The following is a 17,247-nucleotide window of genomic DNA, read 5'->3' on the forward strand; positions in this document are numbered from 1 at the left end:
GCCTTAAGCGACCCAGCCGCCATCGATAACGTTGATGGTGCCCGTTGTGAAGCCTGAAGCCTCTGATCCCAGATAGAGCGCCAATGCGGCGATCTCCTCCGGCTTGCCGATTCGGCCCATGGGTTGGCGGGACACAAACGCAGCATAGACCTCATCTTCGGCTCGGCCTTCCTGCTGGGCTTGCGCCGCAATACGCTGGCGCAGGGAAGGCGAGTCGACCGTGCCGGGGCAGATCGCATTGCAGCGAATACCCTTGGCGACGAAATCAGCCGCTACGGATTTAGTCAGGCCGAGAACAGCGGCCTTGCTGGCGCAGTAAGCAAAGCGATTCGGGACGCCTTTTACGCTGGACGCCACCGAGGACATGTTGATGATCGAGCCGCCGCCGTTTTCGATCATGGCCGGTAGAAAGGCACGAATCATCCGGTACATGGCGGTAACGTTCAGATCGAAGGAGAACTTCCAGGCATCCTCATCACAGTCGAGAATGGTGCCGCTGTGCACGTAACCGGCGCAGTTGAAGAGCACATCAACAGCGCCTAACTCACTGGCAAGTGTCTGGATAGCATCGGGCTGAGTGACATCAAGAACATGGGTACGAACATTGGGAAGCTCGGCGAGGGCGGTAGCGTTGATATCGACCGCAATGACGTCAGCGCCCGCTTCGGCAAAGGCCAGAACGCTGGCCCGGCCAATTCCTTGAGCAGCGGCGGTGACGAGGACACGTTTTCCAGCAACGGACATGAGAGCCTCCTGTTTTTATTATTCGTATGCATGACCCGCTTGCGTTAACCGCTGCTATGCTGGGGGCATATCGAGCGGCTAATGGTCAGGCCATTGGTCCTCTGGTTTAGCAGTGAGTCAGCGGCTGCGCAAGTTTTTTCTGTAGCGCAAGCGACGCGATGTATGCCAGCGGGATACGTGATGCCAATACAAACAATTGAAAATCCAAGGCTTTATCGTCAGATCGCCGATCAGCTGCGCAGCCTGATCGACAGTGGCGAATTTCCTCCTGGGAGTCGCCTGCCGGCCGAGCGGGAGCTGGCTAAGCAAATGGGTGTAAGCCGGGCCTCGGTACGTGAAGCGCTCATTGCACTCGAAGTCATTGGCCTTGTAGATGTGCGGGTTGGTAACGGCGTACTGGTTTGTGCTGGCGCCCAGCGCCCGGCGGACGATGCGCCGGTGATGGAGCTGGCGGCGCGCGGCCAATGGGTAGGGCCTGATCCTGAGCTGGATGTGCAGGTGGATTTCAATGCCGAAATCCCGCCGTTCTCGCTGCTTCAGGCGCGGCAGCTGATCGAGCCGGAAGCGGCGGCCCTGGCTGCAATCAATGCCAGCGAGGAAGAGTTGGCCGGTATTCAGGCGGCCTATGAGCGCAATGTGCAGGACAACCGCGAGGGCTCGACGACCCATCCCGGCGATCGCCTGTTTCATATCCGCATCGCCCAGGCCAGCGGTAATCCGGCCTATGCCCTGATGATCCAGCACCTGCTGGGACATCGCTATGGCTCGATGTTTCAGCGCTTGCAGGCACACTATACCCCTGAGGACATGCCCCATCGCTCTGAGGACGAGCATCTGCGTGTACTGAAGGCATTGCAGGCCCGCAATGCGCAAGAGGCACGCTCCGCCATGCGGGCGCACCTGGATGAGGTGATTCGGATCTTTTCCCGCGGACAGGAGGCGGAGTAATCGCCTTTATTCCATGGCTGTCGGCCTGAGCAGGATTTCATTGATATCGACTGCTGCCGGTTGACCGATGGCAAAGGCAATGGACTGGGCGACCGACAGGGCAGGGATAGCCATCTCATGAATGTGCCGCACGCTTTTGGCAACGTCTTCGTCCGTCACGCTATTGGGCAGCTCCGTATCGACCGGGCCGGGTGAAATAATCGTGCTGCGGATGTTGTAGGGCGTCATCTCCATGCGCAGCCCTTCGGCAATCGCGCGTACGCCGAATTTGGTTGCCGAATACACGGCACTGGTCGGGCGCACCCGATGGCCGGACAGGGACGAGACATTGATGATGTGTCCGCTCTTCTGCTGCTGCATGATCGGCAGGACCGCCGCAATCCCGTAAAGCGTGCCCTTGAGGTTGATATCGATCATGCGCTCCCAATCTTCGACCTTACGCTGATCGAGTCGCGAGTTGGGCATGATGCCCGCATTATTGATCATCACATCGACCCGCCCAAAGGCCGTAATGGCTGCCTGGATAAGCGCCTCGACGTCATCCCGCTTGGCCACATCCATCTGCACCACCTCAACGCGACCGCCAACGGTTCGCAGCCTCTCGGCAATGGCGTTCAGTTTATCCAGCCGACGGGCACCCAGGACGACCGTCGCGCCCTCTGAACTCAATAGCCGTGCGGTGGCTTCGCCAATGCCACTGCTGGCACCGGTAATGACAATGACCTTGCCTTTTATGTTGCTCATGGCTGTTACCTGAATCGACTGGTTTACGAGGGAGTGCCTGAACGCAGGGAGGTTCCAGGCATTGGTCAGCAGAGCGGCTTTTGCCACTCGGCAGCGCTTGAAATTTATCGGCTGATCCTTACATTTTTCCGCGGCATTTTTGCCAGCGAACATTCGCACCTTTCTGGCCTTGTTCATCCTTTTTTCAAGGAGATTAATTGATGAAGATCGCGCAGATTGCCCCCTTGTACGAGGCCGTTCCGCCAAGTCTCTACGGCGGAACGGAAAGAGTGGTGGCTCACCTGACCGATGCGCTGGTCGAGTTGGGTCATGAAGTCACTCTGTTTGCATCCGCTGACTCCCGCACATCAGCCCAACTTGTGCCCGGTTGCGAGCGGGCGCTACGACTGGACCCTGCACCGCTCAAGTCTGATATTGCCAGTCACTTGAGTATGCTGCACACGTTGCAGGAGCGGGCCGATGAGTTTGATGTCCTGCATTTTCATGTGGATCTACTGCATTTCCCCTTGTTCGAGCCCTTGGCCGAGCGGACTCTGACTACTCTCCACGGGCGGCTCGACCTCAAGGGATTGCCGGAAGCCTACCGGCGTTGGCACCGGTTTCCGCTGGTGTCCATTTCTCACCATCAACGCACGCCACTGGCTTTTGCCAACTGGCACGGCACGGTGCACCACGGTCTGAATGCGTCCACGTACCGGTTCCATGAGCAGATGGGTGAAGGGTACTTGGCATTTCTGGGCCGCATTTCTCCAGAGAAACGGCCTGATCGGGCGATTGCCATTGCACGGCAGGCAGGTGTTCCCATCAAGTTGGCGGCCAAGGTGGACAACGCCGATCGCAAGTACTTCGAACAGGAGATCAAGCCGCTTCTGGATGATCCGCTGGTGGAGTTCATTGGCGAAATTGGTGACAGTGAAAAATCCGAATTTCTGGGTAACGCGCGGGCGCTGCTCTTTCTCATCGACTGGCCTGAGCCGTTCGGGCTGGTGATGATCGAGGCCATGGCCTGCGGGACGCCGGTGATTGCCTGGCACTGTGGCTCGGTGCCGGAAGTCGTGGAACCGGGCGTGACCGGGTATATCGTAACGAGTGAAGAGCAGGCCGTGGAGGCGGCGCGGCAGGTCCTGACCTTGGATCGACGTCGGGTTCGCGAGGTGTTCGAGCAGCGCTTCTCCGCCACGGCCATGGCCAGACACTATCTGGAACTGTACCGGCAGCTGCCGGGCAATCGGAACACTGAAGTCAACTTCAAGCAAACGGCGTAACGACCATGGGTGAAATCCTTATGTCTGATCAGTCAGCACAGCAAGGAAGCGAGGTCGAACAGGCGCGTCATCCCGAACGCCTGTTCGTGCTCATGGAGGGTGATACTTTTGTCGTGGCAGATGCCTATGGTGACATGGGTGGGCGGGACGATGGCTTGTTCCATAACGATACCCGCATCGTGTCCTGTTACCGATTGACCGTGGCGGGGAGGCGACCCTCGCTGCTGTCAGCGTCGGTCAGTCAGGATAATGTCTACTTTACCTCCCATCAGACCAACCAGCCGTTGCCGCGGCTGGGTGAAAGCACGACGCCCGAAGGCGTGATTCACATCGAACGCAAGCGCTTTGTCTGGAAGGGGTATGTGCATGAGCGCATCCTGCTGGCCAACTACAGTGACTTGTCTACTGAGGTGCCGCTGGAGCTTGAGTTTGGCGCGGACTTCCGAGACATGTTTGAAGTGCGTGGACAACAGCGTAGCCATCGGGGCGAGCAGGAGCATACCCAGATGGCCGAGCGCAGTGTCACGCTACGGTATCTTGGGCTCGATGAGCAGCCGCGCCGTGCTGCCATCAGTTTTTCCGAACAGCCTGTTGAGTTAAGCGAGCAGGGCGCGCAGTTCAGGGTGGCTCTGGAAGGACGTGGAAGCTGGGAGCTGTATATCGACATTGGACCAGAACCGGCTCAGCCTTCGCGGGCACGTTATCGGCAGGCCGCTGCACAAGCGCGGCGCAGTATGCGCAGGCGACAGCGGCGGGGTGCTCAGGTCAAGGCATCTGGCCGTCTGTTCCAGGCGTGGCTGGAGAAGTCCCGTGCGGATCTGGCGCTGCTCACAGCGGAGCTGCCTAGCGGGCCATATCCCTACGCCGGTGTACCCTGGTACTCAACACCGTTCGGCCGTGATGCGATCATCACGGCGCATCAGGTGCTCTGGTTGAATCCTGAGCTGGCCCGCGGGGTGCTGTCTTATCTTGCGCAACATCAGGCTCATGAAACGTCGAGCTTCCGGGATGCCGAGCCTGGCAAGATCATGCATGAGACGCGCAAGGGCGAAATGTCGGCGCTAAACGAGCTGCCGTTCGGTCGCTATTACGGCGGGGTGGATACCACACCGCTGTTCGTCATGCTGGCTGGAGCCTATGCTCGGCGTACGGGCGACCGGGCATTCATCCAGGAAATCTGGCCCGCACTGCAAGAGGCTATTCGCTGGGTTGAGGGTAATGCCGAGCGTAACGCACAGGGGTTCATCAGTTATGCCCGTGCAGAAGAGAGTGGTCTGGCCAACCAGGGATGGAAGGACAGCCATGACTCGATTTTCCATGCCGATGGCCGTACACCGGATGGTCCGATCTCACTGATTGAAGTGCAAGGGTATGCTTATAAGGCGTATCTGAGCATGGCTGAACTGTCGGAATGGCTCGGTGAGCAGGACAAGGCCGCGCACTGGCGCACACGGGCCGAGCATCTGCGGGCAGCGGTGGAAAAGCATTTTTGGCTGGAGGGTCGGCAGTTCTATGCTCTGGCCCTGGATGGCCATGGCGAGGCATGTGCGGTTCGAGCCTCCAATGCAGGCCACCTCTTGTTTACGGGGCTGCCTCAACTGGCGCGTGGTCAGGCCGTGTCGCAACAGCTTTTGTCCCGCGCTTTCAATTCCGGATGGGGCGTACGGACCCTGGTGCCAGACGCTGTACGGTTCAACCCCATGTCCTATCACAATGGCTCGGTCTGGCCACATGATGTGGCCCTGTGCGCCGCCGGTATGGCGCGCTACGGTGAGCGGGAAGGGGTGGTACGTCTGCTCGGAAACATGTTTGAAGCCGCGGCCCATTTCGGTATGCGTTTGCCAGAGCTCTTCTGCGGTTTCGAACGTGCGCCGGGCGAAGCGCCGATTGCCTATCCGGTGGCCTGTCTACCCCAGGCGTGGGCCGCCGGCTCGGTATTTATGCTGCTACAGGCTTGCCTGGGCGTGGAGATCGATGGGCACACCGCAAGCGTCACGATCACTCAACCCCGCTTGCCGTTTGGCATCGACCGTATTCAGCTGAAACGGCTACGCCTGGGCGAGCAGGAAATAGACCTGACCTTCCAGCGGCTCGGCGAGCGTGTGGTCGCGTTTGTAGACGCTCAGTACGGGCCTCAGCCGGTCCGGGTTGATATACGTCTTTGAGTCGATGGCAGGGCTGGCCCGGCTGGCCCTGCCTGCTCAACAGACGAGCGGTAAGATGCCCGTCTGCCGTGGTATTGCTGAGGTCAAGAAAGCGCTATTCAGCACGAAAACCTTACCGGTGGCTTTGAACAGGTCTGGCTCTTGAGCCGTGATCTCCGTACGCTTCGCCTTTTTTGCAGTTCCAGATCTACCCAGAGGCTTATTCATGCAGGACGCGGCTCATCTGACGCCCGGTTTTATGGTCGTTCACGGCAATCGTCTGGAGGACCTGCGCAATCTGACTGTTGCCTGGATGCGCCATCATCCCCTCGCGCCTTTGGAAAACGAGCAGGTGCTCGTGCAGAGTAACGGCATCGCCCAATGGCTCAAGCTGGCCCTGGCCGAAGACCCGACGGAGGATGGCGAAGGCGGCTGCGGCATTGCGGCGGCTATTGATGTACAGCTGCCGTCGGCTTTCTTATGGCGGGTGTACCGACAGGTCTTGGGTCGCGATACCGTTCCAGCATCTTCCCCGCTGGATCGTACGCCGCTGACCTGGCGTCTGGTGCGGCTGCTGCCCAGCTTGCTTGAACGTCCAAGCTTTGCCTCACTGCGCCGCTTCCTCGATGAAGACAGCGACATGCGCAAGCGCTACCAATTGGCAGAGCGTCTAGCCGATCTCTATGATCAGTATCAGGTGTACCGCGCCGACTGGCTGGAAGACTGGGCCAATGGCAAGGATCAACTGAACAAGCTACGTGATGGCGCCGTACCGCTGCCGCCGATATGCCAATGGCAGGCAGAGCTGTGGCGTGCCTTGCTGGCGGATGTGGGCGATGACGGCATGGCGGAAAGCCGGGCGGGGGTGCATCAACGCTTCATCAGCACCATGAAGGCGCTGGAACAAGCCCCTTCGCACCTGCCGCGGCGGGTCGTTGTATTCGGCATCTCATCGGTTCCCGCCCAGCTCCTGGAAGCCCTGGCCGCCTTGGCGCGCTTCAGTCAGGTGTTGCTGTGTGTTCACAACCCGTGCCGCCACCACTGGGGTGACATCGTGGCGGACAAAGATTTGCTGCGCCACGAATACAAGCGGCAGCTGCGCAAGCCCGGCATGCCCACTGCGCTTGATCCGGACGAGCTGCATCAACATGGCCACCCACTACTGGCCAGCTGGGGCAAGCAGGGGCGTGACTACATTAACCTGCTGGATAGTTTTGATGAGCCGGACGGCTACCGTCGCCTGTTCCATGATGTAAACGGCGGACGGATCGACCTGTTTGAAGAGGTCGAGCCCCAGCACATGCTCGCCCAATTACAGGACGATATTCTCGATCTGCGCCCCTTGAGTGAAACCCGCGAGCGTTGGCCGGCCGTCAATCCCACTAAAGATCAGTCCATTCGTTTCCACATAGCTCACAGCCCGCAGCGCGAGGTGGAAATTCTCCACGATCAGCTTCTGGCGCGCTTCTCGGAAGACCCTACGTTGCGTCCGCGGGACGTCATCGTCATGGTGCCGGACATCGACAGCTATGCGCCCCACATTCGCGCCGTGTTCGGGCTGCTGGACAGCCATGATCCGCGCTTCATTCCGTTCACGTTAGCGGATCAGGGGCAGCGTGGTCGTGATCCGCTGCTGATTGCACTGGAACATCTCCTGCGTTTGCCGGAAAGCCGCTTTTCGGTGAGCGAGATTCTTGACCTGCTGGACGTCCCGGCCCTGCGCAAGCGCTTCGGCTTGAATGACACCGACCTGACGACTCTGCATCGCTGGATCGAGGGTGCCGGTATCCGCTGGGGTTTGGATGCCCGGCAGCGGGCACGGCTGGATCTGCCTGATGATCTCACCCAAAACACATGGCGTTTCGGTCTGCGGCGCATGTTGCTGGGGTATGCCGTGGGGCAGGGCGTGGCACGGGATGAAATCGAGCCGTTCGACGAGATTGGTGGCTTGGATGCTGCCCTGGTCGGCCCGCTGGTTACCTTGATGGATGCGCTGGACAAGGCCCATGACGAGCTGGCCGAGCCTGCCACTCCTGCAGTATGGGGCGAGCGTCTGCAAATGGTGCTGCGCACGTTCTTCGTGTCTTCCAGCGAACGTGACGAGTACTTGCTTGGCCAGCTGGAGCAGCTGCGTGAAGACTGGTTGGACACCTGCGAGGCGGTCCAGTTGGACGAAACGTTGCCGCTTACGGTGGTGCGTGAGGCATGGCTCGCCGGGTTGGATGAGGGCAAGCTGTCCCAGCGTTTTCTGGCAGGCGCAGTGAATTTCTGTACCCTTATGCCCATGCGTGCCATTCCATTCCGGGTGGTGTGCCTCCTGGGTATGAACGATGGCGATTATCCACGCGCCCAGCCGCCGTTTGACTTTGACCTGATGGGCAAGGACTATCGCCCCGGCGATCGCTCCCGCCGTGAAGACGACCGCTACCTGCTATTGGAAGCACTGCTGTCTGCCCGTGATCAGCTCTATATCAGCTGGATTGGCCGTAGCATTCGCGACAACAGTGAGCGACCGGCCTCCGTTCTGCTAGGCCAGTTGCGTGATCATTTGGCCGCAGGTTGGACGTTGATAGATGAGGGTCCTGATAAGGAAAAGGGTAAGGAGAGCGAGCGCTTGCTTGAGGCGTTGACTCAGGAGCATCCGCTACAGCCCTTTAGCATCCGCTATTTTCAGGGCGAGCCGGGCTTTTTCAGCTATGCCCGCGAGTGGCTTGCCGTGCACGACAAGCAGCCGTCGCGAGGCCAGGAACCCATACTTCCGCCCCATGAGCAGGACGAGCCGCTGAGCCTGAATCAGCTACAGGATTTTCTGCGCCATCCGGTGCGGCATTTCTTCTCCCAGCGGCTCAAGGTGCATTTCGAAGAAATTGCCATTCCGACCCAGGACAAGGAACCCTTTGTACTCGACGGCCTGACCCGGTATGCCTTGAGCGAAAGCCTGCTTGATGCCGCCTTGAAGGCACCGGAACGCGCCGAAGAGGCGCTGCGTGCCCAAGGGCAGCGGTTGCAGCGCAGCGGTCTCTTGCCACTGGCAGGCTTTGGTGAGCTGATGCAGCAGGAGCTGATCCAGCCACTGCCTGACTTGCTTGAACGCCATACCGGCCTGCTGGTGGCGTGGCCGGAAGAGGTGGCAGGTGCACAGCCGCTCAGCTTCGAACACAAGGGTCTACGCCTGGAGGGTTGGCTTGAGCGGTTACGTCGCCGCTCGGATGGCAGCCTGATTGCAATTACACCTGTTCCGAATGAAATCGGTTCGGCCAAAACACGTAAGTGGTATCGCCTGATCCGACCGTGGATCGTGCACCTGACGGCCTCCGCCTGTGGTGTGCCGCTTACGACAGCCTTGGTGGCTACCGATGAGACCCTGATGCTCGCTCCGCTGGAAACCGCTCAGGCCGCCGCTGCGCTACGTGATCTTTTGCTCGCTTGGCAGCGTGGCATGTATTGTCCACTGCCGGTCGCGGTAAAAACGGCGTTTGCCTGGCTCAATGCCGAGCAGGACCCCGTCAAGGCGCAAATGGCGGCTCGTAAAGCCTATGAAGGTGATGGTGTAAACAGCCTGGGCGAGCGAGCTGAAAGCCCAGCCTTGATGCGTCAATACCCGGACTTCGCTAGGCTGACCGCCAGCGAGGAGTTCGAGGGTTGGTGTAATGCCTTGTATCGTCCAATGTTCGAGGCAGGTTGGTATGAGCAGCCAGCACAAGGAGCCGCCGCATGACTGCACAACAGGACCGGCCGCTTGCGTTGCGCTTCCCCTTGCGCGGTAGCCAACTGATCGAGGCGAGCGCAGGCACCGGCAAGACGTTCACCATCTCCGCGCTGTATGTGCGCCTGGTTCTCGGGCACGGCGACGAAGACACCCGCTTTAGCCGCGAGCTGCTGCCACCGCAAATTCTGGTCGTGACCTTTACCGACGCAGCCACTCGTGAACTGCGCGATCGAATCCGTGCGCGCCTGTTCGAGGCCGCCCGCTATTTTCGTGGCGAGATTAATGCGCCCGACGCGTTGATCGAAGCGCTACGGGCTGATTTTTCTGAAGAGCAGTGGCCTGGCTGCGCACGCAAGCTGGAAATGGCCGCACAATGGATGGACGAATCTGCCGTTTCCACCATTCACAGTTGGTGTCAGCGCATGCTGCGCGAGCATGCGTTCGACAGCGGCAGCCTGTTCAATCAGACCCTGGAGACAGACCACAGCGAGCTATTGGCTGAGGTCGTTCGGGATTACTGGCGGCGGTTCTGCTACACCCTGGACGGTGAATCACTGGCCTGGGTGCGCGAGCATTGGGTCAGCCCTGACCAGTTGGCAGAATCCGTACGCGAGCTGATCGTGGGCGAGACGCAAGGTATTGCCGACCAGGAGCCGGGCACGCTGATCGATGAGTGCCTGAGGCGCAAGCGAGGACTGCTCAAGGCGCTAAAGGCACCCTGGGCGGCCTGGGCTGAAGAGCTGCGCCTGTTGTGTGACGACGCCTGTGCCCGCAAAGTGGTGGATGGGCGCAAGCTCAAGGCGCAGTGGTATGTCCCCTGGTGCGAAAAGATCACCGCCTGGGCGCAGGATGAATCCGCTGAGCTGCTTGATATCGGCAAAGGCTTCGAGCGTTTCACACCCGAGGGCTTTGCCGAGGTCTGGACCAAGGCGACTGCCCCGGACCATCCCGCGCTGGCAGAAATGAACAGGCTTAAGGCCGCATTGGACAGCCTGCCCAAACCGGACGTTGAACTCCTGCAACACGCCGCGCACTGGATCAAGCAGCGCTTCATTCTGGAAAAGCGCCGCCGTGCGGAAATGGGCTTCGATGACCTCCTGGCCCGTCTGGACGTTGCCCTGCAAAGTGACGGGGCAGGAGAGCGTCTGGCTGAACTGATCCGCGAACAGTTTCCGGTGGCCCTGATCGACGAATTCCAGGACACCGATCCGGTGCAGTACCGCATCTTCGAGACGATCTACCGGATACAGGATAACCGGCAGGATATCGGGCTGTTCCTGATTGGAGACCCGAAACAGGCCATTTATGCCTTTCGCGGCGCGGACATCTATACCTACCTGAAGGCACGCTATTCCACCGAAGGACGCCTGCATACGTTGGATACCAACTATCGCTCCAGCGAGGCCATGGTGGCTGCCGTCAACCAAGTATTCGAGCAGGCCGAGCAGCATGAGGAAGGGCGCGGTGCCTTCCTGTTCCGCAAGGACGATGAAAATCCATTGCCGTTCCATCCCGTCAGGGCGCAAGGTCGCAAGGAGCGCTTGGTGGCCGAGGGGCAGGGCATCCCGGCGCTCACCCTCTGGCACCCCAGCGAGACCGAGCCGATTTCCAAAACCGCTTACCTTGCACAACTGGCGCAGGTGGCGGCCAGCGAGATCGTGCGCCTGCTCAATCTGGGGCAGCAGGACAAGGCCGGTTTCGAGCACCCGGAAAAAGGCCTACGTGGATTACGCCCGGCGGATATCGCCGTGCTGGTGCGGGACGGCATCGAGGCCCAGGCTATTCGCAGTCAGCTAGCGGCCCGTGGGGTACGTAGCGTTTATTTGTCGGACAAAGACTCGGTCTTCAACTCTCAGGAAGCACACTGCCTACTCTCCTGGCTGCGTGCGTGCGCCGAGCCGGATGTCGATCGTGTGCTCCGTGCCGGGCTGGCCAGTATCACGCTGGACCTGCCGCTGGCCGAGCTGGACAGGCTTAACCACGACGAGCGCGCCTGGGAGTCACGGGTCATGCAGTTCCGCCACTACCGGACCCTCTGGCGTACCCAGGGCGTGCTACCCATGTTGCGCCGTTTTCTGCATGACTTTCAGTTGCCGCAAACACTAATGGCACGGGTTGACGGTGAGCGTGTACTGACCAACCTCCTGCATCTGGCGGAGCTTCTGCAACAAGTGGCGACCGAGCTGGATGGTGAGCAGGCCCTGATTCGCTATCTGGCGGAGCACCTTACCGAAGGCCATACTGCCGAGGAGCAGATCCTGCGCCTTGAAAGTGATGAGGCACTGGTCAAGGTTGTTACCATTCACAAGTCCAAAGGCTTGGAGTATCCACTGGTCTTCCTGCCCTTTATCTGCTCGTTCCGTCCAGTGGACGGCAGCCGTATTCCGGTGCGTTATCACGACCTCGACGGCACACCCAAGATGACCCTGACGCCGGATGCCGAGGTGATCATAGCCGCAGATGAAGAGCGTCTGGCCGAGGATCTGCGCCTGCTGTACGTTGCCCTGACACGTGCACAACACGCCTGCTGGATGGGCGTGGCTGACCTTAAGCGCGGGCAGAGCAAGGAGTCGGCTTTCCACCGCTGCGCCTTGGGATATCTCACGACCGGAGGAGAGGTGCTGTCGTCCTCGGGTGTGTTGGCGGGCATGTTGGAAGAGATGACAGGTAAACTGCCGGCCATCTCGGTGGGGCCGCTGCCGGAAATCACCACTGCACGCTTCGCGCCTCGCGAAGAGGTGCGGCCTGAACTCAAGGCCTGCCAGCCACGGCGCGTAGTCGCGGAGCATTGGTGGATTGCCTCTTATAGTGCGTTGCGCATCGGCGAGCTGACTGACGAGGCAGAGACCGCCGTTCTGCATACCGACCTGTCACCGGAAAGCCCGGAAGCACAAAAACTGTTCGACGATGACCGCCTGGACGATGACGCCCAGCCCGCCACAGCTAGCAGCGGAGTCGACTTGCACCGCTTTCCCCGCGGTCCGGGGCCGGGTACGTTTTTGCACGGCCTGTTGGAGTGGGCAGGTAACGAAGGCTTTGCGAGTATTGCTGAGCAGCCCGCGCTGATTGAAGACACTGTAGCCCGCCGTTGTAACCGGCGTGGGTGGGAGGGGTGGATCGCTACTTTGAGTGATTGGTTAAAAGAGCTACTGACGAGGCGTCTGCCACTCGGCTCCACAAACTCGTCCGTCGCGCTGGCCCAGCTCACGCACTACCAGATCGAAATGGAGTTCTGGTTCTCCACCCATCGGCTGGAGGCGGAGGCCCTCGATCAGCGGGTTCGTCGCTATGTCATGCCAGGCAAGCCACGGCCCTCGGTTGAGCGAAGCCTGCTTAACGGCATGTTTAAAGGATTCGTTGACCTGACGTTCGAGCATGAGGGTCGCTATTACGTAGCGGACTATAAGTCCAACTGGTTGGGCGCCGATGATACCGCTTATACCCAGGAGGCCATGGCGGGCGCTGTGCTAGAGCATCGCTATGACCTTCAGTACGTCATTTATATGCTGGCGCTGCATCGCCAGCTTAAGGCGCGTCTTCCAGATTACGATTACGACCGTCACATGGGCGGCGCTCTTTATCTTTTCCTGCGGGGCAGTCGTGCTGCCAGCAAGGGCGTGTTCTTTACTCGGCCACCGCGTGAGCTGATCGAAGAGCTCGACCTGTGCTTTCAGGGAAGTCCTCAACTGACCGGGGAACACGCATGACTCAAGAACAGCTCTCCTTATTCGATATGGCTTTTGCCGACGAGCCTGCACCCGACAGTGCAGCCGCTGCGCCAGTCAAGACAGCTACTGCACCGGCGTCCCATACACCGGACTTCCGGCCGCTTGAGCGTATGGCGGATCTGTTTTTGCTGTTGGACCGCTGGGTTGAGCGAGGGTGGCTTAGGCCGCTGGACCGCGCCTTTGTATCCTTTCTTTATGAGCTCGACGGGCAGAGCCACCCGAGCGTGATGCTGGCAGCGGCGTTGACCAGCCATCAGCTGGGCCATGGGCATGTGTGTCTGGATCTAGCCGAAACCCTGGGCAACCCAGACATGGCCCTGTCGTTGCCACCGGAAGGTGATGAAGATCGGCAGCCGGTGCTGCTGCCTTCCGAGGTACTGACAGCTCTCAACGTAACGTATTGGCTGAATGCATTAGAGAGCAGCCCCATCGTGGCTATTGGTCAAGTGGATGACTGTCCACTGGTGCTTGATGGCCAGCGGTTATATCTGCGCCGCTACTGGAGCTATGAGCGCCGTGTCAGCGAATGCCTGCGGCTGCGTCTCTCTGGCCTGGGGTCTGTGCCGGATGACCTTTGCACACGCTTGGCTGCGCTGTTTCCCGAGCGTCCATTGATCGATGGCAAGAGCGTGACCGACTGGCAGAAGCTGGCCTGTGCCCTGGCGGCGCGAGGCGCGTTCAGCATCATCACCGGCGGTCCGGGTACCGGTAAGACCACTACAGTTGTCCGGCTTCTTGCGCTGCTTCAGGCTCCGGCTGTCGAGAAGGGAACGCCCATGCGTATCCGCCTGGCCGCACCCACAGGTAAGGCCGCCGCACGGCTGACCGAATCCATCGGGCGGCAGGTGCAGTCGCTGGGTGTAAGCGAGACCGTTCGGCCGCATATTCCCGTGGACGTTACTACGGTGCATCGGCTGCTTGGCAGTCGCCCGGATACCCGTCACTTCCGCCATCATGTCAGTAACCCGCTGCCATTGGATGTGCTGGTGGTGGATGAGGCCTCCATGATCGACCTGGAGATGATGGCCTGTCTGCTCGATGCGCTGCCACAACATGCGCGGCTGATCTTGCTAGGCGATAAGGACCAGTTGGCCTCGGTCGAGGCGGGCGCTGTGCTGGGCGATCTGTGCCGTGATGCCGAGCTGGGCTACTACACACCGGAAACTCGCGCGTGGCTAGAGGAAATCTGCGGGGAGTGCCTGAGCGACGAATCGCTGGAAGATGGTCACGAGGAGCATCATGCCCTGGCACAGCAGGTCGTCATGCTACGTCATTCCCGCCGGTTCAATTCCAGCAGCGGTATCGGCCAGCTGGCGCGCCGGGTAAATCTTCAGGAGGCCAGCGGTGCACGTGAGCTGCTGGTCAAAAAGACCTACGATGACCTGTTCTGCCTGCGGCTGCGCGATGCCGAAGACAGGGCACTGGAAAAGCTAGTGCTGGATGGTCACTCACCCAAGGGGCCCCACGGCTACCGGCATTATCTGAGTATGATGCAGGCGCTTCGGCCCAGTTACGACCTGCCAATGGATGATCCTGTCTGGGAAGTCTGGGCTAAGGACGTGCTGGATGCCTTCGATGAGTTCCAACTACTCTGTGCAGTACGTAAAGGACCGTGGGGTGTGGAGGGACTTAACCAGCGGATCGCCAAGTCGTTGCTCAGTGCCGGGCTTATCAGCCAGGACCAGGGCTGGTACGAAGGGCGCCCGGTGCTCGTGACCAAGAATGACTACAGCCTGAACCTCATGAATGGCGATATCGGCATTGCCTTATGTATGCCAGAGCCTGCCAATCGATCAGGCAAGGCAATTCGTGTGGCCTTCCCGCGCAACGACGGTAGCGGCGGCCTGCGCTTCATTTTGCCGAGCCGGTTATCTGCCGTGGAAACCGTGTTTGCCATGACAGTACACAAGTCCCAGGGCTCCGAGTTCGCGCATACGGCGCTGATCCTGCCGGATACGATCAGCCCAGTGCTGACCAAGGAGCTGATCTATACCGGTATCACCCGGGCCCGGGACTGGTTCAGCTTGATCGAATCTAAAACAGGCGTTTTTGAAGAGGCGGTGTCCCGCCGGGTCAGGCGCTTGAGTGGGTTGATGCTGATGTAAGCCCGTTCATATGTAAAACGTATCGGCCTTGGCCTCGGCGTGGAGCGCCTTACCCAATCTGTATGCGTTGCAGGTTGGGTGGGGCAGGCTTGGGAGTTATCGCTGACGTGGCGGCTGGCGGTACAAATGCTACCAGGCTGTTCTACAAATAATCCTTTCGCGCTAAAACCGGGCCGTAGGCACTGGACGGGCTCATCCGGCCCACATAAGGTGCGAGCTTTGATGTATCCGTCGTGAGGCTGGCTATGAATTCGCTGAACCTGATCTCCCTGGTGTTGCCGCTGGCGGCTCTGCTGGGGTGGGGCGTCACGGCAGCGTTGCTGGTCAGACAGCAGCAAGGTTTGCAGGCGCGCCTTCAGGAAACCCAGGAACTGATCGAGGCAGAGCGCAGTGAGGCCCAGCGGTTGGAAGTGGCCAACAGTCGGCAGGCGGTTGAGCTGAATGCCGAGCGTGACCGCATAAAGCAGCTGAAAGAGCAGATCGAGATGCTTCGGCAAAGCGAGACGGAGCTGCGTGGTCAGGCGCGTCAGGCGCAGTTAGAGATGTCGGATCACCGTGCCGCGGCTGAAGCGGCGCGCGCGCAGCTGGACGGCCTGCAGCAACAGCTTGCCGAGCAGCGCACCCAGCAGAGCCGTGAGCAGCAGATGCTCCGAGAGATGCAGACACGGCACGCCCAACTGGTGGAAGACCATGCCACCTTGCGGACCACGCTTGAGCAAAAGGAACAGCATTTCCTTGAGCAGACTCAGCTCCTGAAGGAAAGCCGCGAGCAACTCAAGGCCGAATTCGAGCAACTGGCCAGCCAGATCTTCGAGACGAAGGGGCAGACCTTTTCCCAGCACAGCCAGCAGTCGCTGGATGCATTGCTCAAGCCGTTTCGCGAGCAGATCGAAGCGTTCCGCCACAAGGTTGAAGATATCCACCACAAGGACACCCAGCAGCAGGCCGCTCTGGCACAGCAGCTGTTCGATCTAAAAGAGCTTAATCGGCAGATCACGCAGGAGGCCCATGAGCTGGCGACCGCCCTGAAAGGCCAGAAGAAAGCTCAGGGCAACTGGGGTGAGCTGATTCTTGAAAACGTGCTGGAGCGCTCCGGTTTGCGTCAGGGCACCGATTTCATGCGTGAGGTCAGCTTTACCACCGAGACAGGTCGTCGTCGGCCGGACGTCCTGGTGTATCTGCCCCAGAACAAGCACCTCATCATTGATGCCAAGGTCTCGCTCAACGCCTATACCCGCTACATCAATTGTGAAGATGAGGCCGAGCGCCGGATCGCTCTGGCAGAACACGTGCGCGCGGTAGGAGAGCGCATCCGCGAGCTATCGGATCGTGAGTATTTCAAGCTGCCGGGACTCAATGCACCCGAGATGGTTTTCATGTTCGTACCCATCGAGTCGGCATTTGTCGAGGCCCTCAAGGCAGACGAGACCTTATTCCAGCGGGCCATCGAACAGAATGTGCTGGTCGCAACCCCGACCACTCTGCTAACCAGCCTCAATATTGTCCGGCAGCTCTGGCGCTTCGAAGACCAGAGCCGGCACACCGCCGAACTGGCTGACCGTGCCAGCAGGGTATACGACAAGCTACGGACCTTTCTGGGAAGCATGGACGGTATTGGCAAGAGCCTGGAAAAAGCCCAGGAGGCTTATCACAAGGCCTGCGGGCAGCTCGTTAGCGGGCAGGGCAACCTGGTCAAGCAGGTCAACGATTTCCGTGCGTTGGGTGTGTCCGTCAAAGCCGAGATCGATGAGCAGTGGGCAGAGCGGGCGGACCTTGAACTGAACCTGATTTCCCTTGAGGGGGAGTCGGTGTTTCAGGAACGAGAGGTATAAAAAAGCGCGGCACAGGCCGCGCTTTTCC

9 protein-coding genes are annotated in these 17,247 nt (G+C 59.9%); 7 read left to right on the forward strand and 2 right to left on the reverse strand.

The genetic code is table 11. The features are described 5' to 3' along the window. Positions 1 to 3 precede the first annotated feature (3 nt). Positions 4 to 744, reverse strand: a complete 741-nt coding sequence (locus tag B3729_RS02945) for an SDR family oxidoreductase (protein ID WP_286787006.1) — start codon at positions 742 to 744, stop codon at positions 4 to 6. Positions 745 to 924: 180 nt separating this feature from the next. Between B3729_RS02945 and B3729_RS02950 the strand changes: the two genes are divergently transcribed. Then, on the forward strand, positions 925 to 1,692 hold the full coding sequence (locus B3729_RS02950; protein ID WP_286787007.1) for a FadR/GntR family transcriptional regulator: 768 nt from the start codon (positions 925 to 927) through the stop codon (positions 1,690 to 1,692). Positions 1,693 to 1,698: 6 nt separating this feature from the next. Here B3729_RS02950 and B3729_RS02955 read toward each other — a convergent pair whose 3' ends face one another. After that, positions 1,699 to 2,436 (reverse strand): SDR family oxidoreductase, encoded by a 738-nt coding sequence (locus tag B3729_RS02955; protein WP_286787008.1) that lies wholly within the window; start codon positions 2,434 to 2,436, stop codon positions 1,699 to 1,701. A gap of 200 nt (positions 2,437 to 2,636) precedes the next feature. Here B3729_RS02955 and B3729_RS02960 point away from each other — a divergent pair, with 200 nt between their 5' ends. The 6 genes from B3729_RS02960 (at position 2,637) to rmuC (ending at position 17,219) form a co-directional block, all read left to right on the forward strand. Next, positions 2,637 to 3,701, forward strand: a complete 1,065-nt coding sequence (locus tag B3729_RS02960; RefSeq protein ID WP_286787009.1) for a glycosyltransferase family 4 protein — start codon at positions 2,637 to 2,639, stop codon at positions 3,699 to 3,701. Positions 3,702 to 3,721: 20 nt separating this feature from the next. After that, positions 3,722 to 5,866, forward strand: a complete 2,145-nt coding sequence (locus B3729_RS02965; protein ID WP_286787010.1) for an amylo-alpha-1,6-glucosidase — start codon at positions 3,722 to 3,724, stop codon at positions 5,864 to 5,866. A gap of 205 nt (positions 5,867 to 6,071) precedes the next feature. Beyond that, positions 6,072 to 9,563 (forward strand): exodeoxyribonuclease V subunit gamma, encoded by a 3,492-nt coding sequence (gene recC, locus B3729_RS02970; protein ID WP_286787011.1) that lies wholly within the window; start codon positions 6,072 to 6,074, stop codon positions 9,561 to 9,563. Next, a complete protein-coding gene (recB, locus tag B3729_RS02975) occupies positions 9,560 to 13,261 on the forward strand; it encodes an exodeoxyribonuclease V subunit beta (protein ID WP_286787012.1) in 3,702 nt (1,233 codons plus the stop codon). The genes recC and recB overlap by 4 nt, the downstream gene beginning before the upstream one ends. Before the next feature lie 131 nt (positions 13,262 to 13,392). Further along, a complete protein-coding gene (recD, locus tag B3729_RS02980) occupies positions 13,393 to 15,387 on the forward strand; it encodes an exodeoxyribonuclease V subunit alpha (protein ID WP_286787083.1) in 1,995 nt (664 codons plus the stop codon). A gap of 245 nt (positions 15,388 to 15,632) precedes the next feature. Continuing rightward, positions 15,633 to 17,219 carry a DNA recombination protein RmuC gene (gene rmuC, locus B3729_RS02985; protein ID WP_286787013.1) on the forward strand — a complete coding sequence of 529 codons (1,587 nt, stop codon included), beginning with the start codon at positions 15,633 to 15,635 and terminating at the stop codon, positions 17,217 to 17,219. Positions 17,220 to 17,247: the final 28 nt, after the last annotated feature.

Source organism: Pseudomonas sp. UBA3149 (assembly GCF_002364655.1).
Taxonomy (GTDB): Bacteria; Pseudomonadota; Gammaproteobacteria; order Pseudomonadales; family Pseudomonadaceae; genus Chryseomonas; species Chryseomonas luteola.

Bases quoted from the DNA above. Each gene is read 5' to 3' on its own strand.
- B3729_RS02945 (WP_286787006.1), bottom strand. From the start codon at position 744: ATGTCCGTTGCTGGAAAACGTGTCCTCGTCACCGCCGCTGCTCAAGGA.
- B3729_RS02950 (WP_286787007.1), top strand. From the start codon at position 925: ATGCCAATACAAACAATTGAAAATCCAAGGCTTTATCGTCAGATCGCC.
- B3729_RS02955 (WP_286787008.1), bottom strand. From the start codon at position 2,436: ATGAGCAACATAAAAGGCAAGGTCATTGTCATTACCGGTGCCAGCAGT.
- B3729_RS02960 (WP_286787009.1), top strand. From the start codon at position 2,637: ATGAAGATCGCGCAGATTGCCCCCTTGTACGAGGCCGTTCCGCCAAGT.
- B3729_RS02965 (WP_286787010.1), top strand. From the start codon at position 3,722: ATGTCTGATCAGTCAGCACAGCAAGGAAGCGAGGTCGAACAGGCGCGT.
- recC (WP_286787011.1), top strand. From the start codon at position 6,072: ATGCAGGACGCGGCTCATCTGACGCCCGGTTTTATGGTCGTTCACGGC.
- recB (WP_286787012.1), top strand. From the start codon at position 9,560: ATGACTGCACAACAGGACCGGCCGCTTGCGTTGCGCTTCCCCTTGCGC.
- recD (WP_286787083.1), top strand. From the start codon at position 13,393: ATGGCGGATCTGTTTTTGCTGTTGGACCGCTGGGTTGAGCGAGGGTGG.
- rmuC (WP_286787013.1), top strand. From the start codon at position 15,633: ATGAATTCGCTGAACCTGATCTCCCTGGTGTTGCCGCTGGCGGCTCTG.